We start from the raw sequence: 24,453 nt of genomic DNA on the forward strand, positions 1-24,453 counted from the left end.
ACTTAACTAAATTTGCGGTCATACATCCCTCGTTACTGAACTGCCCTAATCTTCACGTCGCAAACGCTGATTGTGTGCGATCTTGGCCTCGTTCCCCTGCTCCGTCGCCTGATAAAACACCCGGCGGGAGAGCTCCTTCGGCAAATATTCCTGTTTCACATAATGGCCCGGATAATCGTGCGGATACTTATAGCCGACATGTCCGAGCTTCACCGCCCCCGAATAATGCGCATCACGCAGATGAAGTGGAACCTCCGCTGATTTCACTTCATCCATCGCCGCCATCGCCCGGGATATCGCTTCCACGACCGCGTTGGATTTCGGACTTTCTACCGCGAACAAAATCGCTTGTACGACGTTCAGCTTCGCTTCCGGCCAGCCGTTGTTCCGGTATGCATCAAGCGCGCTGACTGCCTGAACCATCGCCTGCGGGTTGGCAAGTCCGATATCCTCGCTGCTTGCGGCGATGAGCCGCCGAATGAACACCATCGGGTCCATCCCGAGTTTTTCGACGGCATACAGGAACCAGAACACTGCCGCATCGCTGGAACCTCGAATGCTCTTATGGAAGGCAGACAGCACGTCATATTGCGTGGATTCGTCCGCCTTGACGAGCGGCTTGCGGATCGATTCCTCAGCCACTTCGAGTGTAATATGAACCGCGCCGCTTTCATCCGGTGGTGTGGTCATGGCCGCTAATTCAAGGGCATTCAGAGCGCGGCGGATATCACCGTTCGCCATGGTTGCAATATGCTCCAGTGCTTCGTGATCCGCTTTCAAGTTCATATAACCCAGTCCCTTGTCTGAGTCGGTCAATGCACGCTGCATGGCGATTAGTGAATGTTCCTTGGTCAGCGGCTGTAATTGAAATAACGTCGACCGGCTCATCAAGGCCCCATTCACATAATGGAAGGGATTCTCCGTTGTAGCTCCGATAAAGATGATCGTCCCATTCTCTACCGCAGGCAGCAGCGCGTCTTGTCTTGAGCTATTAAAGCGGTGTACCTCATCCAGAAACAGGATCGTTTTGGTGCCGTACAGACTGCGGTTGCTCTGGGCCTGCTCAATGACCTCACGAACGTCCTTAACCGAGGCTTCCACTGCATTTAGTCGAACGAAGTACCCCTTCGTTTGCTGTGAGATAATATGTGCAAGCGTCGTTTTGCCGCATCCAGGCGGCCCGTACAACAGAATAGAGGAGACCTGATCCGCTTCAATCGCTCGCCGAAGCAGCTTTCCCGGTCCGATAATATGTTCTTGTCCTATATATTCATCCAGCGAGGAAGGCCGCATCCGGTCGGCCAGCAGCCTTGAATCCCGGTCGGCTTCCCGCCCGTAACTGAATAAGTCCATATTGCTACACTTCCTTGTCTGATATCTTAAATAAGCCGTTACAATCCAATCCACTCTCTATCATATCATATTCGATTTCTCAGCGCCTGCAAGGGCTCTATTCTCTGCTTGGTTTATTATGATAGCCAACTTTTTATCATCCTGGAGCGTTAAAAGTATAAGGAATTTTAGAGCATCGTTACTTTAGGAGAGTGACTATGATAACTCGCAAGAAGTCCAGACGTAAATTATGTAACGGGGCTGTCCATATGGGAATCAGTTTACTTACACTCTTTACCTATGTTAATCAACACAAACTTTTTAAAGATATTTATGGGCCAGATTACCTCCTCGATGAAGAGAAACTACCGGCTTACCTTCTGTATGCCATGCTTATCCTGCAGTTCCTGCTCGGCCTGTACGCCTTCATACGTTCATCTATCATTCTCTATGAGTATAAGCAGGGAATCCGAAATGAGGAAGACGATGAGGTGTTGTTATAACTCGTATCATTTAACCACTACATCACGAAGGAAGGTTATTAAATTGAAACGGAAATCTAAGCGGAAAATGACCCTTTACGTCATCTTGGCAGCTGCATTTTCCATACTCGCCGTATGGACCTTGATCCGATTCATCGAAAATCTGGGCTCCTCTTACCAAATGCTTGGTTAATCCCCCACAACAGAAAGTCCCGCAGGGGCAAACACATGCTGTCATGTGAACCACTGCGGGATTATCCATTCTTCCTATTTATATATAAAGAAATCATAAGCTACTACGCAATTGCACTTACTCCGCAGGCCAACCGCTTCCTGTGATCTCTGAGTTCTCCGCTTTGATGTAAGCAGGTCGCTCTTCACCATGCAGCAGCCACAGCTCATGCAGTGCCCGTGTACAGCCGACGTACATGAGTTTGGCATCCCAAGCTTTCTCCGCATAGTGTTCCGTATCTGCATCCGCGACAATCACTGCATCGAATTCGAGGCCTTTGGACAAATAGACCGGCAGAACCGAATATCCGCCCTGGTATGTCCCTTCACTGCCGTCAATCAGGTTCAGATCTGGCCAAATTTCACGCAGTTCTCCGTGCAGCTCCTCCGCCTCGCGCAGGGTCCTCGTTAGAATTGAAACCGTACGATAATCCTTTGCCATCAGAGACTCCATCGCCCGCTTTAAATCCTTCACCCTTGATTCGCTGGAGCCGTAAGGGATCAGACGCACCGCATCCCCGCTCCGGAATACCGGAACTGCAAGCAGATCGCTGTTAACACCCTTTTCCAGAATACCGTTGGCAAATTCAATGATTTCCATAGTAGACCGATAGCTTCGCGTTAGGGCAAAATAAGCGGTCTCCCCTTCTTGGAACAAGGAGCTCATTTCCTCCCACGCATGAACGCCTCGATAGGCATGAATACCCTGTGACAGATCACCAAGAATGGTAAAGGAGTGACCTCTAACGAACAAATCCAGCACCGCAACTTGAAACGGGGAGAAATCCTGTGCCTCATCAATGACGATATGGTCAAACCGCTGCTCGCCCGTAATATCATTAAGCAGGCAGTGGAAATACAGCAGTGCAGGCAGATCCTCTTCCCGAACGATATTTTTCTTCAGATCCTTTTGTGTGGCGTGGAGCACATCAGCCGGAATTTCTGCAGACAGCTCCTCTACCCAAGCCCCGGCTGCTTTGGATGCTCCAAACAGCTGTTTATACAGGGCGAGCGGCTCGAATTTTGGCCAACGGTTACCGTACGCTTTTTCCCGCTGGGCCGCTTTCTTCTTCCGTTCCTTCATCACAGCCCCTGCTGAGACTTTCTTCAGCTCCATTTCAATCCATCGATGAAGCCGGGCAAGCAGCCGCTCCCTCCGTTTGGCAAGCGGATACGGCTTGTATTCCTGTTCGAACCACTCGGCTATCGTTTCCCGCTTGAGGACTGCCCCGTCCCAAGGCATAAAATCCTCATCCGGAAGGGCATTGCCTTCCATGCGTTCAACGAAACGGCGGACAAGCCTCATCAGATGTAAGGAGCCTTTATATCGTCCGCTAACATTATCGTCAATATCCGGTGTTCCCTGACCTGGTTCCGTCTCAAACCATCGGTGAAGTGTCTCGGCATGATCTCCCCGGTACAGCTCGATGCCAAGCAGCTCCGCTGCCCAATCACTAAACGTTCGCTGCTGGATATCGCCAACTCCTAGCTCTGGCAGCACATCGGATATGTAATCCAGAAACATCAGGTTCGGTGCAAAAATAATCATTTTCTCCGCATGAACCTGCTCCTTGTACTGATACAGCAAATAGGCCAGCCGATGAAGCGCTACAGTTGTTTTCCCGCTTCCCGCAACTCCCTGGATGATCAGCGCCGTATTCTTCGCTGCCCGAATAATTTTATCCTGCTCCGCCTGAATCGTTGAGACAATATCCCGCAGGCGGTTATCCTTGTTCTCCCCGAGTCGGTATACCAGAAACTCGTCGGATACGGCAGGTCCGCCGCTTTCGCGATTGTATGTGTCCGATACCCGCTCCAGGATTTGCTTGCGGATCACGACGTTACGTTTTAAGTACACGAGCCCTTCAATAATTCCTTCGGGTGCTTCGAATGATGCAGGATCGGTACCACCCGTAAACGAATAAAATAGGCTCGCGACCGGAGCCCGCCAATCAATCACCATCGGGTGATCCCCAGCGTCTTCCTTATCGAAGCCGATTTTTCCAATGTAGAGCGGTTTCTTCGCTCCCGTTCCATTTTCCTGAAAATCCAGCCTTCCGAAGTAAGGCTCCGGCAAACTTTTGGCAAGGGCTTGGCGTTTCTCTTCCCGCCCTGCTTCTAGCACCTGCTCCGTAAAATCATGACCCGTATAAACTGGAATCCCGCGCAAACGTTCAAGCTGACGGTCAATTTCAACGATAACCTCGTTTAATCTTAACTCTTCTTCTTGATAGGCACTTTGAAAAGATTCTGACAATTTCAGTTACCTCCTAAGAAACATATTTTTTCGCATCGAAAGTCTGGCTTTAGGACCGTGACACAAAAAGGATATTCATTGTAGCACAACCGGCAAGGATATACTAGCTTAGTTCTGTTACAAGGAATTTGTCATCCTAAATTTCTATCTTTCACTTCAGAAGGGAGTAAAAAACGCAGCATCCCATTCATCATGAGACACTGCGTTGAATAACACTTCTAAATGTTGCAGAAGGTTTTGTAAGTCCTGCCTAGTTTTATTGTCTATCGATCACACTGATAAGTATGGCTGGATGCCTCCTTACAATGTGACGCCACCTTTTTCGAGCAGTTCTTTCACCGCCACACTGACCATAATCAGGCCGGCCACAGGCGGAACGAACGCATTGCTTGCCGGCGGCTGCTTCGCTTTCCGGATTTCCGGAGCATTCTCAGGCACGATCTTCTCTGTAACATCTTGGCGGGGTTTCATCGGCTCTTCCAGAGAGAACACGACCTTGACCCCTTTCTTGATGCCGTCTTTGCGCAGTTTGGTGCGCACGACACGGGCAATCGGATCCATCGAGGTTTTGGAAATGTCGGCCACCTGAAACTTTGTCGGATCCATTTTGTTGGCCGCTCCCATGCTGGAGATGATGGGAATTTTGCGCCGGAAGCATTCCTTAATCAGATGCACTTTGTAAATAATCGTATCCGATGCATCAAGGACATAGTCCAGCTCGTACTTAAACAATTCTTCATACGTTTCTTCGGTATAAAACATGTTCAGGGCAATCGCATCGCATTCCGGATTGATCAATTTGACACGTTCAACCATCAGGTCTGCTTTCTTCTGACCTACCGTTGTCGTTAAAGCGTGGATCTGCCGATTGATATTCGTGATATCCACCACGTCTTTGTCAATCAGAATGATACGACCTACTCCCGAGCGGGCGAGGGCTTCCACCGCAATGCCACCTACGCCGCCGATACCCAGCACGGCTACTGTGCTGTTCTTCAACACATCAAGTCCTTCAGGACCAATCGCTAGTTCTGTTCGAGAGAATTGGTGCAGCATAATTCAAGCAACCTCCTTTATCAAGAGCAAGAGACTTATTTCTCGTCGCCCGGCTTCTTGGCGAGTTTGATATGCAGCTGCTCCAGCTGTCCGCCATCTACCTGGGAAGGAGCGTCCATTAACAGATCCGTAGCGCTTGCTGTTTTCGGGAACGCAATCGTTTCACGCAAGTTGGTGCGGCCCGCAAGCAGCATCACCAAACGGTCCAAGCCGAAAGCGATTCCGCCGTGCGGAGGCGTTCCGTATTCGAAGGCGTCCATGAGATAACCGAACTTGTCATGCGCCACTTCAGGAGACAGGCCGAGTGCTGCAAACATTTTCTCTTGAATATCGCGTTTGTAAATCCGCATGGAGCCGCCGCCCACTTCATATCCGTTCAGCACAATGTCATAGGCTTGAGCGCGCACGGCAAGCGGGTCAGTATCCATCAATTCCAAATCCTCATCTCTTGGACGTGTGAACGGATGGTGCTCGGCCACATAACGCTTGGCTTCTTCGTCATAGCTGAGCAGCGGGAAGTCCAGCACCCATGCAAATTTGTATTCGTTATCGTTGATCAGACCTAGCTGGCGTCCGATTTTCAAACGAAGTGCGCCCAGTACATCGGCAACCACTTTTTTGTTGTCCGCAGAGAACAGCAGCAAGTCACCGTCTTCGGCACCTGTACGTTCTCTAACTGCTTCAATTTCCTGCTCGCTGAAGAATTTTACGATAGGTCCCTTGAATTCGCCTTCTTTCACTTGAATCCAAGCAAGACCTTTCGCTCCGTAGCGTGCTGCATATGGTCCCAAATCGTCAATTTCCTTACGTGTCCAAGTGCCGCAGCCTTTAGCATTCAAGCACTTTACTTCGCCGCCCTTTTCGATGACGGAAGAGAATACTTTGACACCGCTGCTCGCTACGATATCGTTCATCTCGATCAGCTCCATGCCGAAACGGAGATCCGGCTTATCCGATCCGTATTTGCCCATAGCATCCGCGTAACTGATCCGCTGGAACGGTGTTGCAAGCTCAACGCCAATCGTTTCCTTGAACAGCTTCACCATCAGCTGCTCCATCATGTTCAGCAGGTCGTCGCGTTCCATGAAAGACGTCTCAATGTCGACCTGGGTAAACTCAGGCTGACGGTCAGCCCGCAGATCTTCGTCACGGAAGCAGCGAGCGATCTGGTAGTAACGTTCAAGTCCGCTCACCATAAGAAGCTGCTTGTAGATTTGCGGAGATTGCGGAAGCGCAAAGAATTCGCCTGCGTGTACACGGCTAGGTACAAGATAATCGCGCGCACCTTCCGGGGAGCTCTTGGTCAGAATCGGCGTTTCCACATCTACAAAACCCTCGTCATCGAGGAAGTCACGGAAAATTTTCGATGCTTTAGAACGCAGCATCAAGGTTTTTTGCATTTCTGGACGACGCAGGTCCAAATATCGATATTTCAAACGAAGCTGCTCATCCACTTCGACACCGTCTTCGATAAAGAACGGAGGTGTTTTCGCTGCATTCAGCACTTCGATGCTCGTCGCTTGAACTTCAATCTCACCAGTTGGCAGATTCGGGTTGAATGTTTCAGGGTCGCGCTTGACGATTTTACCCGTTACGGCTATTACGAATTCGCTTCGAACTCTATCAGCAACAGCTAATGCTTCGCCAGAGAAATCCGGGTTAAATACGATTTGCATGATGCCGCTGCGATCACGAAGATCGATGAACAGCACGCCGCCCAAATCGCGGCGGGTTTGTACCCATCCATTCAATGTTACAGTTTCTCCAATATTCGCGGTTGTCAGATGACCGCAATGATGCGTCCTTTTCATCGGTTATCATTCCCCTTTAATATAATTAAGCCGCTTAATGCGACGCTTTAACTAATTCCTGAACCAGGCTATCCAATTTCACCGTGTGCTGCTCGCCGGTCTCCATCGATTTCAGCGCTATTTCGCCGCGCTCCAGTTCGTCATCACCCAGGATGGCGGTATAACGAGCATGCAGGCGGTCTGCGGATTTCATCTGGGCCTTCATTTTCCGGCCGAGATAATCACGCTCCGCCGCCACGCCATGACTCCGCAGCTCGTAGATCAATCTAGTCAATTCTTTCTCTGCTGCTTCGCCCAGCGCCACCAGATACACATCCAGCGGCTTCGCTGAAGTCAGGTTGATGCTTTGGTGTTCCAGAATCAGTTGGATACGCTCCAGACCAATTCCGAATCCGATCCCAGGCTGATCCGGTCCGCCAATCTGATCGACCAGTCCATTGAACCGTCCTCCTCCGCCTACCGTATCAATCGCGCCAATGCCTTGCGCTTTAAATTCAAATGCGGTATGGGTGTAATAGTCTAATCCCCGAACCAGCCTCGGATTGATTTCATACTCAATGCCCATGGCATCAAGATACTCTTTGACTTTCTCGAAATGCGTGCTGCACTCCTCATCCAGGCTGTCCAGGATGGAAGGCGCATTTACGAACTTCTCTTGATCCTTCTTGCAATCCAGCACTCTAAGCGGGTTACGTTCCATACGCGACTGGCAATCCGAGCAAAGGCTGTCCCTCATCGGTTCGAGAAAGGCAAGCAATGTACTCCGGTATGTTGCACGTACTTCTGGTGTTCCTACAGAGTTAATTTCAGCTTTTACCCCACTCAGCCCAAGCTCCTTGTAGAAGCTGTATCCAAGCGCAATGACCTCGGCGTCTATAGCCGGATCCGCAGTTCCGAATACCTCGACACCGAACTGATGGAACTGGCGGTAACGACCTGCCTGCGGCCGTTCATAACGGAACATGGGACCCATATAGAACAGCTTCGTTACATCAGGCTCTCCGTACAGCTTGTTTTGCACGTAAGCCCGTACAACACCTGCCGTCCCCTCAGGACGAAGCGTCATGCTGCGATCTCCTTTGTCCTTAAAGGTATACATTTCCTTCTCTACGATGTCGGTCGTTTCGCCGACCCCGCGTTCGAACAATTCGGTCTGTTCAAAAATCGGTGTGCGAATCTCACGGTAGTTATATCTGCGGCACAGATCTCGTGCCTTTTCCTCGATAAACTGCCATTTCTCGACGGCTCCTGGCAGGATGTCCTGCGTGCCTGTCGGTTTCTCGAATTTCTCGTTAGCCATCTTCATCCCTCCACGTTCTAAGACATCTTCACCTTGCTGTGTTTAAAATGATTATGGAAAAACTCCTGAGAGTCGTTTCACAAGAAGCTGAAAAACCAAAAAATCTCCCGCCCTGCTGTCCTAAGACAAACAGGGACGAGAGATGTCAAATTATCACCCGTGGTACCACCCACATTCCGGCGTTGACACACCAAATCGTACGTCAATCATCCGCTTCATCCGTTTAACGCCCGGCCGCGCAGTTCGGCTACTGTCTATCCCACCATTTACCGGTGCTTGCTTCGCCGTCTGTTCTCGGGGAGGTCATTCGTCCACTCATCAAGCGAATCCTTACAGCCAAGGGATTCTTCTCTGGTCTTGTGGGGATGGAGTACTTGTTCCCGTCTTCAAATCTGATATTATCCACTAGGATATCCAAAACATTATAATTTTAGATTCTAAAGAACTACTGCACTAAAGTCAAGAAACTTTGTAGAAATTACTCGGAAAAAGAAAAAAACCTACAATCACGATTGTAGGTCCAAAACATATATTATATAAAAAAGGGGGTCATGCTGTTATTATAAACAGGAAATATTAAAGAAAGATTGAACAAACATTACAGTTATATTACAAGCGAGAAAACGCTTTTATTATAGACATTATAAAGGACTGCTCCTCATTGGAGCAGTCCCTTCGTATGTTGAGAGAACACCCACCTGAAGCTTCCTCTTCATCTATCATCTATTAAAAAAATTCATTCACAGAGACGATGGATTTAATCCAAGCGCTCCACATATCCATTATTGGCTCGGAGATCATGCACGATCTGCTCGTAGTCCTCATCTCTCACCTTTACGGTCAGGGTGTAATTCAGGTCATCATAGTCTCCGTCGGCAACATCGGCTTCACGCCATCCATCACGATGTGCGACGTTGTCGTCTGGGCGATCCGAGTCTACATCAAGGCTTGTATCTCTGGCACCTACGATAACTCCCGGGGCTCCTACAACTCCTCCTGGAGCTCCCATGCCATTAACTCCTGATGTTGCACCACCTGTGCCTGAATTACTCCAAGGCACCAGCGGGACAAGGATATGTCCTCCGTTTCGTACAGAATCCTGCAGTTCTCCTACCTCCAGTTGTTCAGTGTTGTAGGTTAGCAGTTTTGTCCTTGCGCCTTCCGCCTCATCTTCTGTTCTGAAATAAGCTTGAATTTGTCTAGACATGTCCATTCCTCCTATTCTTCAACTCATTTGTTTGAAAGAGCTAGTACTAACATGGACAACCCATAACGCAACGTTGTGTTACAGAGCCTTCAACAGCTCGCGGACGAACGCAGGTTCATCTTTCGGAGTACGGGAAGTGATAAAGTTACGATCAACGACCACTTCCTCATCCTTGAAGGTGGCGCCTGCATTTACCATATCATCCTGAAGTGGAGGATATGAGGTGATCGTACGCCCTTTTAGCAGATTGGCACTTGCAAGAATTTGCGGCCCGTGACATATAGCAGCAACCGGTTTGCCTGCCTTATCGGCTGATGTTACGAACTGCAAAATATGGGAATCCAGACGCAGGTTTTCCGGTGAAGAACCGCCTGGTATAACCACCGCATCATAGTCGTTTATATCGATATCGGCAATCGCTTTATCCGTTGTGTAGGAAGCTTTGCCCTGCTTGCCTTTTACCTCTTGTCCTTGTTTTAATCCAATAATATCAGCCTGATGCCCTGCTTCCTTCACGGCATCATAAGGAGTCTTCATTTCGGAATCTTCAAATTGATTAGCTAGTAGAAATGCTACCTTGCTCATAGTGGCATGTCTCCTTTCGTGATTGTCCTCGAGTTGTTATTACCCGGTAATCCCTCTTTTATAACAGTGGCCTTTAGGAACAGCTGCAGGGATTACCCCCAGAACAGACAAAAGAGCCCGAAGATCTCAGGCTCTTTGTGCGGCTTATGCTGTTACCTTTTTAAGCGAGACAGGAAAAGCGAGTTAGGTTCTCGGCAGCTGTTTCCGCGTATTTCCCTTAATGCAGACAAACTGCGCGGAATCCTCAAAGACACTTACCATACGCTCTATGCTAGCCGTTTCCTTTATATCCCCGGATCCGACCATCGCTGGTAAACTGCTCCATAGCGAGCTTTTGGGGGATTGACGCATTACGGACACTCCCTTGCTTCATGTGAGTACAAACGATCAAAACCAAGCAGTAATTACTCACACAGGATGCCCCATTATCTCAGTATGATGCATGTTGTCGATTCCTCGTTCAAGCGTTTATGATCTACTGTCTATTATGAGTGTTACCGGCCCCCAATTGGTTAACGATACATCCATCATGGCGCCAAACACACCCGTTTCAACCTGCAGCCCTTTAGCCAATAGCTCGCGGTTAAACAACTCATACAGGGCATTCGCTTCATCAGGCTTTGCAGCAGCCATAAAGTTTGGCCGTTTTCCTTTGCGGGTGTCTCCATAAAGAGTGAATTGGGATACCGACAGAACGGCTCCGCCTACATCCTGGACACTGAAATTCATCTTTCCTTCCTCATCCTCGAAGATCCTTAACCCCGCCACCTTCTCAGCCAGGTACTTGGCATCCTTCTCTTCGTCTTCATGTGTTACGCCCACCAGCACCATCAATCCTGCTTCAATCTTGCCGACAATTTCATTATCGACCGAAACCTGCGCGCTCTTGCATCTTTGAATAACCACTCTCATTGGGTTTAACTCCTTTAATATAAAAAGATAAAACGGCCTGTTTCCCGCAGGATAACAGACCGCATTCATAACATCTTGGAAGGACCTGCAATAAGTCCCGCAGCAGAGATTCAAACGAACCTCCCTTATCTACTATCACTGCATGATCCGGTGAACGGTATATACGTCCTTCACCCGCTTGATGCGTTCTACTACAGATTGGAGGTGATCCGTATTGCGAATTAAGATTGTCATGTGGATCATCGCCATTTTGTTCTTGTCGGATCGACCGGTTACAGCCGATATATTGGTCTTGCTCTCCGAAACGGCCTGTAGGACTTCGTTTAATAGCCCGTTACGATCGTGACCTGTTACCTCAATATCGACACTGTAGTTAGCCTCGATGGCAGATTCCCATTCAACCTCAATAACACGTGCTGCATCCTCACCTTCATCCGAAGTCGGCAAATTCGCGCAGTCGGAGCGATGCACCGATACGCCGCGACCACGGGTCACGTACCCGACAATATCATCACCAGGTACAGGGTTACAGCATCTTGCAAAACGAACAAGAAGATTATCAATCCCTTTTACGCGAACTCCGTTGGTCGGACGGCTGCGTTTCTCCGCTGGCTTGATCTCTTTCATCTCGGAAGTCAATTCAAGCTGATTCGCTTCTTCCTGCTCTTTACGGAGTTTCTCGGTTACTTTGGTGCAGATTTGCGCAGCAGTGATTCCGCCAAAGCCAACCGCGGATAACATATCCTCGATATCATTGAATGCGAATTTCTTGGCTGCTTCCATTAATTTATCATCGGTTGTCCACTCGGAAACGTCCAGTCCGAGACGCTTGATTTCGCGCTCCAGCATCTCGCGGCCCTTCTCCACATTTTCTTCCCGCTTCTCTTTCTTGAACCATTGCTTGATTTTACTGCGGGCATGTGAAGACTGGGCAATCTTCAACCAATCCTGACTTGGACCGTATGAATGTTTTGATGTTAATATTTCCACAATATCGCCAGTCTTGAGCTGATGGTCCAGCGGAACAATTCTGCCGTTGACCTTGGCACCAATCGTGCGGTTTCCAACTTCAGTATGAATTCGGTAAGCAAAATCGAGCGGAACAGAACCCGAAGGAAGCTCAATCACTTCACCTTTAGGTGTAAATACAAATACTAAATCCGAAAAAAAGTCCATCTTCAGCGATTCTACAAATTCTGAGGCATCTTTCGTTTCATGCTGAAGTTCCAATATTTCTCGGAAAAACGTCATTTTGTTGTCGAAGCTGCCGCCGTTCCCGGCCGAGCCTTCTTTATATGACCAGTGAGCAGCAATACCGAATTCAGCCGTTCGGTGCATCTCCCAGGTCCGAATCTGTACTTCAGTCGGCTCACCGTTCGGTCCAACCACTGTCGTATGAAGGGACTGGTACATATTCGTTTTCGGCATCGCGATATAATCTTTGAAACGGCCAGGCATCGGCTTCCACAGGGTGTGGATGATGCCCAGCGTAGCATAACAATCCTTGATATTGTCGACAATAATGCGGATTGCAAGAAGATCGTATATTTCATTAAATTGCTTGTTCTTGACTGTCATCTTTTTAAACACACTGTAAATATGCTTAGGCCTTCCCGACAAGTCGGCTTGAATCCCCATCTCGTCAAGTTTCTCGCGAATACAGACGATGACATTATCGATATACTGCTCCCTTTCAGCCCGCTTCTTGTGCATCAGATTCGCAATACGATAGTACTGCTGCGGGTTCAAGTAACGAAGCGCAATGTCCTCCATTTCCCATTTGATAGCGGAAATACCTAGGCGGTGTGCAATAGGACAGAATATCTCCAGCGTTTCATAGGAAATACGGCGCTGACTTTCTTCCGACTGGTACTTCAATGTGCGCATATTATGGAGTCGGTCCGCCAGCTTAATCACGATCACACGGATATCCCGGGCCATCGCGATAAACATTTTCCGATAATTTTCGTTTTGTTGTTCTTCTTTGGACCGGAATTGTATTCGTTCCAATTTCGTTAGACCATCCACCAGCATGGCGCAGGTATCCCCGAAGCGATCACGTATTTCGTCAAGTGACACGGTAGTGTCCTCTACGACATCATGAAGCAATGCAGCAATAATGGACAACGTGTCCATCTGCATGTTCACTACGATCTCTGCAACCGCAAGTGGATGAAGGATATAAGGTTCTCCCGATTTCCGCACTTGTCCATGGTGGGCTTGCTCCGCAAATTCGTACGCTTCCTGAATACGAAGAAGATCGGGTTCTTTTATATAGGCGCTGGCCTTTTCGAGTAATCGCTCTATGCCCATTTGGAGTCCTTCTCTTCCCTTTCTATATAAAATGGAACCCGCCCTTGTCAAAACGTGCAGGTTCCCTCACGAATGTTTTCCTATCATTATGACGCTTGTGACGTTATACGTCAACACATGACCATTCTTACACTAATAGTATGCCCGCTAACAGCCCAGAGACATTAAAACTTGGCACAAATTGTATATTTCGACGGACTGTTAAAATTATAGTTGAAAAAACGAACATTTGTATTTAATCTATTAAAGATCGTACGCGAACGGTCCTATATATAAAGTCCTTAGAGGAGTGAATTGGTTTGCAACGTGAAATTCAAGTTGATGAAAAACTACCGTGGGGCCCCGGGTTCCTGCTGAGCCTGCAGCATTTGTTCGCCATGTTCGGAAGCACGGTGCTTGTACCCAATATGTTCGGTGTGGATCCTGGCATGATCCTGCTAATGAACGGTATTGGCACACTGCTTTACATTCTATTATGTAAAGGCAAGATTCCTGCATATCTCGGTTCAAGCTTTGCCTTTATAGCGCCGGTTCTGATCGTGCTGGCCGAAGATCCGGATGCCAATTATAGTAAGGCTCTGGGGGCTTTTATCGTAACAGGCGTCATCTTCTGTGTGGTTGGTCTCATTGTTAAGTATGCAGGTACCAAATGGATCGATTTCGTATTCCCTCCTGCGGTGATGGGTGCCATTATTGCCATGATCGGACTAGAACTGGTACCCGTTGCGGCAGGCATGGCAGGATTTTTGCCGGAAGAAGGACAATCTATTGATCCAAAAATCATTACCATCTCACTCGTAACGCTAGGTGTCACGGTATTAGGGTCCGTCCTGTTCCGCGGCTTTGCCAAAATCATTCACATCCTGATCGGGATCGCTGTCGGTTATGCTCTCTCCTTCGCTCTCGGCGTGGTAGACACTGAGAAAATCGCCAATGCGAAGTTTCTATCGGCTCCGGAGCTGACAACCCCTGTTTTCGATAGCGGAGCGATTTGGACTATCATTCCGGTTGCAATCGTCGTTATCGTCGAGCATATCGGTCACTTGCTCGTCACAAGCAATATTGTGGGCAAAGACCTATCTAAAGATCCAGGACTACACCGCTCCCTGCTTGGTAACGGTATCTCCACCATTCTGTCCGGATTTGTAGGCTCCACGCCGAATACTACGTATGGCGAGAACATCGGTGTCATGGCGCTTACGAAGGTGTATTCCGTGTTTGTTATCGGAGGCGCGGCTGTCATTGCGATAGTCCTTTCCTTCTCGGGCACATTCTCCGCAGTCGTTGCTAATATTCCCGTACCGGTAATGGGCGGTGTGTCTCTCTTACTGTTCGGGGTAATCGCAGCTTCCGGTCTTCGGATCTTTGTTGAGCAGAAGGTGGACTTCTCCAAGGCAAGCAACATGATTTTGGCTACGTTGGTACTTGTAACCGGAATCAGCGGTGTTACTTTGAAATTTGGTACCGTTGAGCTGAAGGGAATGGCCCTCGCTACCATCGTAGGTGTACTGATGGCTCTTCTCTTTAAAGTTTTTGAACTTACCGGTCTTTCCAATGAAAAGAACGATGAACCACTGGTCGAGAAAACCCCGGATTGATGTTAATCCAAACAACCTATGACTAATCGAAGAACGCCCTGAGCAGGCAGCTCAGGGCGTTCTATTATTTCCCGGGAAAATCAATATGTTGTTTACTCGTACTGCATGAGCGTGAATACATCGATTCCATCCAGCTTGGAACGCCCATTTAAGTCTGCAAGCTCAATCATGAAAGCTGCTCCAACCACGTTGCCGCCCAATTGACGGATAAGATTAACAGAAGTCGCAATCGTCCCGCCTGTTGCAAGAAGATCATCTGCAATCAGAACATTTTGCCCCTTCTCGATCGCGTCCGTATGCATCGCCAAGCGGTCTTTTCCATATTCGAGATCATATCCCACTTCAATCGTTTCATACGGGAGCTTACCGCTTTTACGAATAGGCGCAAATCCTACCCCAAGGGCGTAAGCCAGCGGTGCACCCACGACAAATCCACGCGCTTCGGGACCAGCTATCACATCAATTTTGAGATCGGATACCAAGGTCTTCAGTTCCTCGATGGCTTTGCGATACACCTCACCATTCTTCAGCAGCGTGGTGATATCTTTGAAGCTGATCCCCTCCTGCGGAAAATCGGGAATGACACGAATATATTCTTTAAAATCCAAAATAATCTCCTCCTGTATAGTTGGGGCTAAGATACGCCTTTTGTTCGAGACATCAACCACTCGGTTAATTGTTCCGTACCAGCATGCAGTAAATGCTGCTCCATATCGGCTAAATCATTTAGTTCTCTGAAATGACGGGAAGCGTCCAGCGGTTTCTTCTCCGGATTCGATATAAACGTAATGATTCCATCGGCACGCTGAATGAATGCCAGCTCTTCAAACACATCAAGCACTTTGAACAGCATGCGTGAAGACAACGAGGTCTGCTTCTGCAAACGGGTTATTACCTCGTTCTCAGACATGGGAGTGTTAGTCAATCGAGCGAGTGAAACATACAGCTTTTTAAACTGTTCCCGGTTAGGAATTTGCAGTCGTTCGCGAAGGTTCCGTGTCGGATGCAGCATAAATATATTGGGAACGGAATGAAAGGCTGACATCAAGGCTTCCAATTGCTCAGCCGTCTCCGGTACGTCGAGTACGAACAAAACGGAAATGTCTTGTTGACTGCTCTTTGCTGCTTCATTATCCGGCAAGATGCCAGCATTCCTATCATATACCCAAAGGCACATATCATACAATTGACTTTTTATGTCCGGATGTGAATCTTTTGCGTATATCACAGCTGTTCGGGCAGCCGGACAACGCAGATGGGGCTCCAGATCCGCTACCCACCTCCGGATCTCCTGAACCGGCTCTTTGATTCCGCGGTAATCAAACACCTGTTGATAGGGGGCAGAAATGTCCTGAATCATGAGCTGCGCTTTACGACTCCCGTTCCACTCATTAACAGAAAGCTCTCCCAGAACATCTACCGCCGTGCCTGCAGGCAAAATATCAGCCAGATGTCCGCACCCAAACGATATCGCATCGATAACCTCCCGCTTCTGCTGCAAGCGAAGCTTTAGATGCTTCCCCTCTTTGCCGATTTTGCGCACGTCCTTAATGACAGCATTCCGGAAGATAATCTTTGGCACGGCATTCTCCATGCCGAACGGGCTCAATTGCTCAATCTGATCAATAATCGATAACGATACATCTGAAATACTGGCTTCCAAATCGGCTTCACAGATGGCAATCAAATGTTCTTCTTTAAGTGCTTTCTCAGCATAGCGAATAAGTCCACACTCAAAATCTTCTAGATGATCCCGATGGAGGCTCATGCCCGCTGCTGAGGGATGACCGCCAAAGTGTTCCATGGACTCTTTGCAGGAGAGCAAAGCCGCATAAATATCAAATCCGGGAATCGACCGGGCCGAGCCTTTGCAATTTCCGCTCTCAGGATCTATTCCGAGGATCACGACGGGTCTATAGAATCGCTCCAGTATTTTGGAAGCCACGATGCCGACCACACCGACATTCCAGCCTTCACCAGCCAGAACAATGACAGGCGGGATTTCCTGTCCCCTCCATCGATTTTGAACCATCCCAAGCGCTTCCTGAACGATCGTTTCAACGACTTGCTGCCGCTCCTTGTTCAGTCCGTCCAATTCCCATGCAAGGCGCTCTGCTTCTTCCCTGTGTTCTGTTGTAAGAAGTGTAACGGCGCGGCCAGCATGATCCAGCCGCCCACTGGCGTTAATCCTCGGTGCCATGGAGAATGCTACATTAACGGCAGTGACCTGTTCCACATGGATTCCTGACACCTCGAGCAAGCATCGAATGCCCTCATAACGGGTATTTCGCATCGACTCGATGCCGTGCTTCACAAGCACCCGGTTCTCTCCCGTGAGCGGCATCAAGTCTGCGATGGTTCCAATCGAAACAATCTGAAGCCATTCTTCTGGCGGTTCTTCTACGAGCGCCTGTGCCAACTTGTAAGCGACGCCTACACCTGCCAATCCTTTAAAGGGATACGGACAAGTGGGGATTTTGGGGTTGATCAGCGCATAGGCCTCTGGCAGCACCTCAGGCGGCTCGTGGTGATCCGTAACGATGACGTCAATGCCAAGGCTGTTGGCATATGCTATTTGTTCAACTGCGCTAATCCCCGTATCTACGGTGATCACCAGACTGACCCCTTGTTGATGGGCCCAATCCAGCGCGTGATTATGTAGACCATAACCTTCATTGGATCGGTGAGGGATATATATGTCATAAGATGCACCCAAATAACGCATCAGATGAATCATTAACGATGTACTGGAAACACCGTCCGCATCGTAATCCCCATAGATCAGAATATGCTCCCGATCCTCTAGCGCTTTCCGGATCCGCGGCACAGCCTCTTGCATCCCTTGCATGAGATAAGGGTCATGCGTCAATTCAAGCGTTCCATATAGAAACTCGCGTCCATCCTCGGCTGATTGTATCCCCCGTGATGCCATAAGTGAAGCCACAATGGGCGGCAAAGATAGTTCCTCGGCCAGCTGTCCGGTGATTGATGATTCTGCCGAGCGTATTCTCCATTTATATTTGGAATACAGCACAGGGATTCACCTTCCTTTTCCTGCCTATTACCTGCTGTCATTACATTTTGACTGGTTTACATTTACTGCCGGAGCGTAGGTACATCGTTATCCAGCAAATCGTAGTTTGATTTATACGGGTAACCCGGTTCATAGGGGACAACCGTCACCTTGGCATCTGCAACCTGATTAAAACGATGAATCAACAATTTTCGGATTCGATCGGCAATTTCTTGAGCCTCCAATACGGAAGTACGAGGATTCACAGTGACTTTTACTTCCAGGTTCAACTGACGGAGCTGTCCGTATTCCTGAGCTTTCAATTCCTCAACCGTAATTACACCATGCACCCGTTGTATCGTATCCATAAATTCAGCTTCATGCTCATGCTGCTTCTTCTCTTCGGCGACCGTTCCATACACCGCATGAAGGATTAAGATATACCCCTTTCGAATCACAAGACATGCAACAATGAGAGCCGCAATTGGATCCATATAGAGCAGTGGCGGCCAATCCCAATAAGGACCTCCCATAGATAATGAGACACCGATCAACACCGTAAGCGAACAATATAAAGCAAATCGATGATCCGCGGACAAAGCCTCATACCGGGGGTCGTTGTTTCGTTTTATATGCCAGATTTGGTACTGAAACACCGCTTCATTGACCGCAAGCGAAATGAAAACTGCTACCAGTGCGGATTTGGTAGGCGCTACCACATTACCTGAGGCCATGTTCTGTATCGCAGACACTGCAATCTGAATGCCGCCCATTAGAAATAAAACGGCAAACAATATCGAGATTATCGGTTCTGCCGTCTCTGACGCGCCTCGCTTGTCTCGAATGAAAGTTTTATTGCCAGTATTACCCAGACTTGGCAGCCGATCCACCAACAAAGTTACCGCATTTGCTGCCGAATGCAGAGCATCCCCTATGAGAGCCTTACTGCCTGATAAGTAACCCACGCCCCCTTTACATAACGCTAGTGCAAAATCAGTTACAATGCCTGTCCAGAGAACAGACTCCGTATGATTCAATCGTTCATTGTTCACTTGAGGCCCCCCTCAATGTCACTATCGAACCTGCATCGTATCATGCTGCCTAACTTTAGAAAGCCGCGTCGCCTGGACGCGGCTTTCTTCTTGTATAGGATCTGTCCGATTTCTAAACTGCAGCGGTGACTGCGATTAATTTAAATCTCAATCTTGTCCTTGTTCGGCTTTGGTGCATTCGGTTTATTGTTGGTATTGCGACCTTTAAGTAGGAGCCACAATGGACTCGCGATAAAGATCGAAGAATATGCACCAATGACCAGCCCGATACAAATTGCGAGCGAGAACATTTGAATCGATTCCCCGCCAAGCAGTAACAGGAACAGCGCTGCAATAAATACAGATAGTGCCGTATAAATCGAACGGCCAATTGTCTGGGATAAACTTTTGTTGACCAGATCCTTCAGATCAGAGAATTTCTTGATCTTAGCGAACCTTAAGTTCTCCCGAATTCGGTCAAAGATAACTATGGTATCGTTAATCGAATATCCGATAACCGTCAGAACAGCGATAATAAAGGTCAGGTCAACTTCCAGATCCAGGATGGAGAATACGCTGACCACAACGAACGCATCATGCAGGAGAGCTATCGTCGCTGCGATCGCAAACCGCCATTCAAAACGGATGCTGACATAAATAATAATCCCGATACAGGAAATTAACACGGCATATATCGCGTTTCTTCCCAGCTCTTTTGCCATCTCAGGATCAACCGTATTGACCTCAAATGTTGCCGTATCATCCAGCTTCTCAATGCCGGAACGGAGCTTTAAATCCTGTTCCTCTGTTAGCACATCGCTGAATCTGATGTTCACTCGGTCAATACCGGGAGTAATCCCCGCATGCTCATCGATTCCTGCGTCTTTTAATACCGTATTGATTTGTTCACTTGTCAGTGTTTTGGAAAGTGAAATATCCACGTTCGATCCAGACTGGAAATCAACGCCGTAGTTAAGTCCGCGAGTCAATAGAAATACCAGGCCCAATATCGTGATGGCAATAGAGAAAATATAGAAAATTTTGCTTTTGCCTACGTAATCAAAGTTCTTAAAGCTCACGAATGTCACGCTCCTTTACGCCATATTGGCTCGGTTTACGGGCCCAACCAATATTCACAAGTTGATTGAGCAAGAAACGGGAGAAATAAACGTTCGTGGCAATACTCAAGATGATCTCCAAGATCAATACAAGCGCAAAACCTTTAACCGCGCCAGTACCGAATCCGAACATAACAGCGGCAACGAGTATCGTCGTCAAGTTGGAGTCCATAATGGCTCGCAAGGATGATTTACCGCCTGATTTCACCGCTGATGGAACGCTCTTGCCTGTCTTGATCTCTTCCCGAATGCGTTCATAAGTGATGATGTTGGCATCAACAGCCATACCAATACCCAATATAAGCGCCGCAATACCTGGAAGTGTCAGCGTAAAGTCAGCCCATACGAATATTAGAATTAGCAGCCAAGTGTGCAATATAAGTGCAAAGCTTGCCAGCAAGCCTGGTACGCGATATCGAATAATCATAAACAATAGGATCGCAACGGATGCGATTAGACCTGCTTCTACCGTTTTCGTCAGAGATTTCATACCAAGCGTAGCGCCTACGCTCTGTGAGTATTTCTCTACCAATTTCAACGGCAAGGCACCGAGATTAATCGTATCCCGGATCTGCTTCGCTTCATCAAGCGAATAGCTACCCGTAATTTGTGCGCTGCCGTCCGTCAGCACGCCTTGTACCGTTGGAGCTGACAGCAGTTGATCATCCATGAAGATTGCCAGCTGTTGACCGAGAAGACGCTTTGTAATTTCAGCAAACTTCGTTTTGTCCTTCACTTTAATATCTATCATAGGCCGGCGAAGCTCGTCGTACGCTACAGAAGCTCCATTCTCGACAAAATCATCGCCGCGGAGCTCGATTTTACAAAACTCCTCGCCTTCTTTACAACCGTCATTGCTTCGGAACGTGAGGTTCGCAGGTTCTTTCATCGTTTTGCGAACTTCAGCCTCATCCGTCACGCCTGCTACTTTCAAGCGAATCCGGTTCGTACCTTCCGGTGTAACTTCAGGTTCTGATGTTCCCATCGCATCTGCCCGCTTTTGCAAGCTTTTTGCGGTTTCCTGAAGTGCTTCTTTCGTCACTTGCTGTCCTTCCATTATAGGTGAGGCTTCATAAAGGATTTCAAATCCACCCTTAAGATCCAAACCTAGACGAACGTCTTTCAGCAAGCCTGGAGTTGTAACGGCCATTATAATAGTGATCACGAGCACGGTTCCTACGAAACTGATAATTCTTTTCATGCCGTCCCTTGTTCCCCCTTTTTACTCAATATTCCTATTATAGCGATGTCATAAAATCCAGTCAATTTATCAAAATTTGTCGGTCTTATGAAAAATCTCTTCTTCCGCAAGGCAAAAGGGACCTCTTCGATTTATTCGAAAGAAGATCCCTTATATGCTGATATTGTCATATAGTTCATCAGAGCCGTTGCTTTCAGTGATAGAATGTCATTGACCAGTTTGTGGAGAGAGGGGACGCCTTCCTTCTCATACTTGCTGCTGACACAGTTCCAAATATCGTCACTTGTTACATGTTCGTACCCGATTAATTTCATCTCCTCCACTTTGCTCAAGCATACCATTTCGATGGTGTTCATCAATTCTTCTTCACTCATTTGCTCGAGTTCCATGCTTGTGGCCTCCTCTACTTGGCTCCCTGTTGTCCTAAAAAGAAACATTCGACGTCCTGCTTCTCTTTCCTTCTATTCCTAACACGTCCACAAAAAAAAGTAAAGTCATCAGATGGGACAGGTAGGGCATATCCATAAGAGAAGCCATGTCGTGTCAAGCGCATTCAGTCTTAACCAGGGAGTGGGATGGAGAGTGAACAAGCAATCATTTATCAAAGGAACGCTGATCTTACTTGCAGCCGGCATATTAAACCGCCTACTCGGTTTTATTCCGCGAATCGCCCTGCCCCGGATTATCGGACCGGAGGGTGTTGGAATTTACCAACTGGGATACCCGTTTTTTATCGTTCTTGTGACTATCATTACCGGAGGAATTCCGCTTGCTATCGCCAAAATGGTCGCAGAAGCTGAGGGGGCCGGAAAACCTGATGCATCCAAGAAAATATTGCAGGTCAGCCTGTTACTTACAGTAACGGCAGGAGCCCTTTTTACAGGACTGAGCCTATTGCTCGCCCCCTGGGTAACCAAGGTCCTGTTGCCGGACGAGCGTGTCTACCAAACCTTTATCAGCATGACGCCCATGATCATCATTATTGCCGTTTCTTCTGTCTACCGGGGATATTTTCAAGGGAAACAAAATATGATCCCTTCTGCCAGTTCTTCCGTTATCGAAACAATTGTCCGAATTGTATGCATGCTCTGGTTCGCACATCTCTTAATGCCTAAAGGAATCGCATACGGAGCTGCAGGAGCGATGCTTGGGACGGCCGTAGGAGAATTGATTGGTATGATAACGCTCTTGCTGCAATATTCGGGTGAGGGAAATAAAGGAGGTAAGCTTTCACCTAAACAACAACCTGTGAAGTCGGACAATTCCAAGGAAGAACCAACCACCTCGAACAAAAGCATTCTGAAACGCTTATTCGGCATAGCCTTGCCTGTTACCGGGGGCAGGATGGTAGGTTCCTTCTCCTATCTGCTGGAGACTATTCTGACCAATCGGAGCCTGGCCCTTGCGGGCATAGCAACATCCGTAGCCACCGCCCAGTACGGAGCGCTGCAGGGTATGATTATCCCTCTCCTGCTCCTGCCCGGAGCATTGACAGTTTCTCTGGCCATATCTCTTGTACCTTCACTCTCGGAAGCAGCCGCACGCAAGGACAGGACTACCATTCACAAAAGAATGAACCAGTCCCTTAGGCTAGCCCTTGTTTCCGGTGCTCCGTTCGCCATTATTATGTTTGTTTTGGCCGAGCCGCTTTGCCTGCTGCTCTACGATAATGCAGAAATTAGCAGTATGCTCAAAATCATGGCACCTTTTGCTCTGTTTTTATACGTACAGTCGCCGCTTCAAGCCGCTTTGCAAGCACTTGACCGCCCAGGCCGGGCTTTATTAAATACGCTATTTGGAGCCATCATCAAAATGAGTCTCATCGTTTATCTGGCATCAAATCCTGCCTTTGGCATAAAAGGAGCCGTTATCGCTATCATCGTCAACAGCATTACGGTGACATTGCTACATGGATTCAGCTTGTCCAAACTCATCGGCTTCCGCTTTCCTCTGCTGGAATATGTCAAAATCGCTGCGGTAATGATCATTATGGGAGCTTGTGTCCTATATGGGTACAAACATTTTCCATTCTCATCCATACCGTGGCTCCAATTTTGGATTTCCATCGCAGCCGGCATCTTGATCTATTTCATCATGATCTTCATGACAAAGCTCGTATCGGCCCGGGATTTAGAGCGTGTTCCTGTCGTCGGCTCCTGGTTCAATCGATTTAACCGCCATTAATCTCTGTCTTTACGGTCAATGTAAATACGTCCTTTGTGGTCGATCGAACATAAGAAGATATCCTTAAAATCCTTCGCCCCGTAATTTTGAATCTCGTTTTTAAGCCAGAAACGGGTTTTCTCAATGAGTTCAAGATTCTCATCCTGTACCTTTCCATCCAAAATAAGCGGAATGGGCAGTCCTTCGTACGTAATTTTATCGTAAGGAATATCAACAACCGTAGAATTTCCTTTTTCGGACTTCGATTGATATGAACCACCCGAAGATTGTTTGGAACTTGGAGCATTGGAAGAGCTTGAAGAACTAGTCGAATGCTCGGAATCATGGTCCCCTTCCTTTGGAATCACGGTGAGCTGGCCGGATGTTTCGAGAATGGCAAATTCCACGTCTGCCAAACTGTCGATGTCTTTACCCCGAAGCTGCTGCATCAAATCATCCAGATTGTAACGAAGCTTCGCCATCTCTTTACGGTGCAGCTTGCCCCGGGACACCAATACGCTTGGCTTTCCGTCTGCAAACTGTCGAATATTTCGATTTTTTAAACCGATGTAAGCAAGCCCTACCTGAATGGCAACCAAAATAGCGATAGGAGCAAGCCCCTCTAAAATAGGTTTTTTCACATCCTCAAGGACAAATACGGCGATCTCTGCAATCATGATGGATATGACCAAATCGAAGACGGACAGCTTCCCGATTTCCCGTTTGCCCATGATTCTCATGGTAACAAAGATGACCACATACATCAGAATGGTCCGCAGAATCAGAATAGTCATATGAGACATAAACAATCCCTCCCTAGCTTGCCTGACATTCTCATGTACA

20 protein-coding genes are annotated in these 24,453 nt (G+C 48.0%); 4 read left to right on the top strand and 16 right to left on the bottom strand.

Going from position 1 to position 24,453, the window contains the following annotated elements; all coding sequences use genetic code 11:
• Positions 1-45: 45 nt before the first annotated feature.
• Positions 46-1,353 carry a replication-associated recombination protein A gene (locus tag ABEQ74_RS00790; RefSeq protein WP_430118459.1) on the bottom strand — a complete coding sequence of 436 codons (1,308 nt, stop codon included), beginning with the start codon at positions 1,351-1,353 and terminating at the stop codon, positions 46-48.
• Positions 1,354-1,550: 197 nt separating this feature from the next.
• Between ABEQ74_RS00790 and ABEQ74_RS00795 the strand changes: the two genes are divergently transcribed.
• Complete coding sequence (locus tag ABEQ74_RS00795; protein ID WP_430118461.1) at positions 1,551-1,835, top strand: hypothetical protein; 285 nt, start codon at positions 1,551-1,553, stop codon at positions 1,833-1,835.
• 43 nt (positions 1,836-1,878) lie between these two features.
• Complete coding sequence (locus ABEQ74_RS00800; protein WP_430118463.1) at positions 1,879-2,007, top strand: hypothetical protein; 129 nt, start codon at positions 1,879-1,881, stop codon at positions 2,005-2,007.
• A 117-nt stretch (positions 2,008-2,124) separates the two neighbouring features.
• Here ABEQ74_RS00800 and ABEQ74_RS00805 read toward each other — a convergent pair whose 3' ends face one another.
• The 8 genes from ABEQ74_RS00805 to ABEQ74_RS00840 form a co-directional block, all read right to left on the bottom strand.
• Positions 2,125-4,302 carry a HelD family protein gene (locus ABEQ74_RS00805; protein ID WP_430118465.1) on the bottom strand — a complete coding sequence of 726 codons (2,178 nt, stop codon included), beginning with the start codon at positions 4,300-4,302 and terminating at the stop codon, positions 2,125-2,127.
• A gap of 300 nt (positions 4,303-4,602) precedes the next feature.
• The gene (locus ABEQ74_RS00810; RefSeq protein ID WP_430118467.1) at positions 4,603-5,358 is read right to left on the bottom strand and encodes a tRNA threonylcarbamoyladenosine dehydratase; all 756 of its coding nucleotides are present in this window, start codon (positions 5,356-5,358) and stop codon (positions 4,603-4,605) included.
• Between the two features lie 35 nt (positions 5,359-5,393).
• A complete protein-coding gene (gene aspS / locus ABEQ74_RS00815; protein ID WP_430118469.1) occupies positions 5,394-7,169 on the bottom strand; it encodes an aspartate--tRNA ligase in 1,776 nt (591 codons plus the stop codon).
• 34 nt (positions 7,170-7,203) lie between these two features.
• Positions 7,204-8,469, bottom strand: coding sequence for a histidine--tRNA ligase (gene hisS / locus ABEQ74_RS00820; protein ID WP_430118471.1), 1,266 nt, complete (start codon positions 8,467-8,469; stop codon positions 7,204-7,206).
• Between the two features lie 757 nt (positions 8,470-9,226).
• Positions 9,227-9,676, bottom strand: a complete 450-nt coding sequence (locus ABEQ74_RS00825; RefSeq protein WP_430118473.1) for a hypothetical protein — start codon at positions 9,674-9,676, stop codon at positions 9,227-9,229.
• A 78-nt stretch (positions 9,677-9,754) separates the two neighbouring features.
• Positions 9,755-10,261, bottom strand: coding sequence for a type 1 glutamine amidotransferase domain-containing protein (locus tag ABEQ74_RS00830; RefSeq protein ID WP_430118475.1), 507 nt, complete (start codon positions 10,259-10,261; stop codon positions 9,755-9,757).
• 468 nt (positions 10,262-10,729) lie between these two features.
• Positions 10,730-11,173, bottom strand: coding sequence for a D-aminoacyl-tRNA deacylase (dtd, locus tag ABEQ74_RS00835; RefSeq protein WP_430118477.1), 444 nt, complete (start codon positions 11,171-11,173; stop codon positions 10,730-10,732).
• Between the two features lie 135 nt (positions 11,174-11,308).
• A complete protein-coding gene (locus tag ABEQ74_RS00840) occupies positions 11,309-13,486 on the bottom strand; it encodes a RelA/SpoT family protein (protein ID WP_430118479.1) in 2,178 nt (725 codons plus the stop codon).
• A gap of 299 nt (positions 13,487-13,785) precedes the next feature.
• Between ABEQ74_RS00840 and uraA the strand changes: the two genes are divergently transcribed.
• Positions 13,786-15,084: a uracil permease gene (gene uraA / locus ABEQ74_RS00845; protein WP_430118481.1), complete on the top strand. Its 1,299-nt coding sequence runs from the start codon at positions 13,786-13,788 to the stop codon at positions 15,082-15,084.
• A 92-nt stretch (positions 15,085-15,176) separates the two neighbouring features.
• On the opposite strand, the gene ABEQ74_RS00850 is transcribed toward uraA, so the two are convergent.
• From ABEQ74_RS00850 to ABEQ74_RS00875, 6 genes are all read right to left on the bottom strand, one after another.
• Positions 15,177-15,692, bottom strand: a complete 516-nt coding sequence (locus tag ABEQ74_RS00850) for an adenine phosphoribosyltransferase (protein WP_053489349.1) — start codon at positions 15,690-15,692, stop codon at positions 15,177-15,179.
• 26 nt (positions 15,693-15,718) lie between these two features.
• Positions 15,719-18,118, bottom strand: a complete 2,400-nt coding sequence (gene recJ, locus ABEQ74_RS00855; protein ID WP_430118484.1) for a single-stranded-DNA-specific exonuclease RecJ — start codon at positions 18,116-18,118, stop codon at positions 15,719-15,721.
• A 62-nt stretch (positions 18,119-18,180) separates the two neighbouring features.
• Positions 18,181-19,149, bottom strand: a complete 969-nt coding sequence (locus ABEQ74_RS00860) for a cation diffusion facilitator family transporter (RefSeq protein ID WP_430118486.1) — start codon at positions 19,147-19,149, stop codon at positions 18,181-18,183.
• A gap of 140 nt (positions 19,150-19,289) precedes the next feature.
• Positions 19,290-20,207 (bottom strand): protein translocase subunit SecF, encoded by a 918-nt coding sequence (gene secF, locus ABEQ74_RS00865; RefSeq protein WP_430118488.1) that lies wholly within the window; start codon positions 20,205-20,207, stop codon positions 19,290-19,292.
• Entirely contained in the window at positions 20,197-21,447 is a 1,251-nt protein-coding gene (secD, locus tag ABEQ74_RS00870; protein ID WP_430118490.1) for a protein translocase subunit SecD, read from the bottom strand. Before secD ends, secF begins: the two co-directional genes overlap by 11 nt.
• A 131-nt stretch (positions 21,448-21,578) precedes the next feature.
• Positions 21,579-21,836 (bottom strand): post-transcriptional regulator, encoded by a 258-nt coding sequence (locus tag ABEQ74_RS00875; protein WP_430118492.1) that lies wholly within the window; start codon positions 21,834-21,836, stop codon positions 21,579-21,581.
• A 193-nt stretch (positions 21,837-22,029) separates the two neighbouring features.
• On the opposite strand from ABEQ74_RS00875, the gene spoVB reads away from it, so the two are divergent.
• Positions 22,030-23,631 carry a stage V sporulation protein B gene (spoVB, locus tag ABEQ74_RS00880; protein WP_430118494.1) on the top strand — a complete coding sequence of 534 codons (1,602 nt, stop codon included), beginning with the start codon at positions 22,030-22,032 and terminating at the stop codon, positions 23,629-23,631.
• Here spoVB and ABEQ74_RS00885 read toward each other — a convergent pair.
• Positions 23,628-24,413, bottom strand: coding sequence for a YetF domain-containing protein (locus ABEQ74_RS00885; RefSeq protein WP_430118496.1), 786 nt, complete (start codon positions 24,411-24,413; stop codon positions 23,628-23,630). The genes spoVB and ABEQ74_RS00885 overlap by 4 nt on opposite strands.
• Positions 24,414-24,453 lie beyond the last annotated feature (40 nt).

The organism is Paenibacillus solani (assembly GCF_050475945.1).
Taxonomy (GTDB): Bacteria; Bacillota; Bacilli; order Paenibacillales; family Paenibacillaceae; genus Paenibacillus_AQ; species Paenibacillus_AQ solani_A.

What these genes read in the sequence shown, in the direction of transcription:
- aspS (WP_430118469.1), bottom strand. Translation starts at nt 7,169, where the DNA reads ATGAAAAGGACGCATCATTGCGGTCATCTGACAACCGCGAATATTGGA.
- secD (WP_430118490.1), bottom strand. Translation starts at nt 21,447, where the DNA reads ATGAAAAGAATTATCAGTTTCGTAGGAACCGTGCTCGTGATCACTATT.
- ABEQ74_RS00790 (WP_430118459.1), bottom strand. Translation starts at nt 1,353, where the DNA reads ATGGACTTATTCAGTTACGGGCGGGAAGCCGACCGGGATTCAAGGCTG.
- ABEQ74_RS00875 (WP_430118492.1), bottom strand. Translation starts at nt 21,836, where the DNA reads ATGGAACTCGAGCAAATGAGTGAAGAAGAATTGATGAACACCATCGAA.
- dtd (WP_430118477.1), bottom strand. Translation starts at nt 11,173, where the DNA reads ATGAGAGTGGTTATTCAAAGATGCAAGAGCGCGCAGGTTTCGGTCGAT.
- ABEQ74_RS00885 (WP_430118496.1), bottom strand. Translation starts at nt 24,413, where the DNA reads ATGTCTCATATGACTATTCTGATTCTGCGGACCATTCTGATGTATGTG.
- ABEQ74_RS00830 (WP_430118475.1), bottom strand. Translation starts at nt 10,261, where the DNA reads ATGAGCAAGGTAGCATTTCTACTAGCTAATCAATTTGAAGATTCCGAA.
- ABEQ74_RS00825 (WP_430118473.1), bottom strand. Translation starts at nt 9,676, where the DNA reads ATGTCTAGACAAATTCAAGCTTATTTCAGAACAGAAGATGAGGCGGAA.
- ABEQ74_RS00810 (WP_430118467.1), bottom strand. Translation starts at nt 5,358, where the DNA reads ATGCTGCACCAATTCTCTCGAACAGAACTAGCGATTGGTCCTGAAGGA.
- ABEQ74_RS00795 (WP_430118461.1), top strand. Translation starts at nt 1,551, where the DNA reads ATGATAACTCGCAAGAAGTCCAGACGTAAATTATGTAACGGGGCTGTC.
- ABEQ74_RS00840 (WP_430118479.1), bottom strand. Translation starts at nt 13,486, where the DNA reads ATGGGCATAGAGCGATTACTCGAAAAGGCCAGCGCCTATATAAAAGAA.
- hisS (WP_430118471.1), bottom strand. Translation starts at nt 8,469, where the DNA reads ATGGCTAACGAGAAATTCGAGAAACCGACAGGCACGCAGGACATCCTG.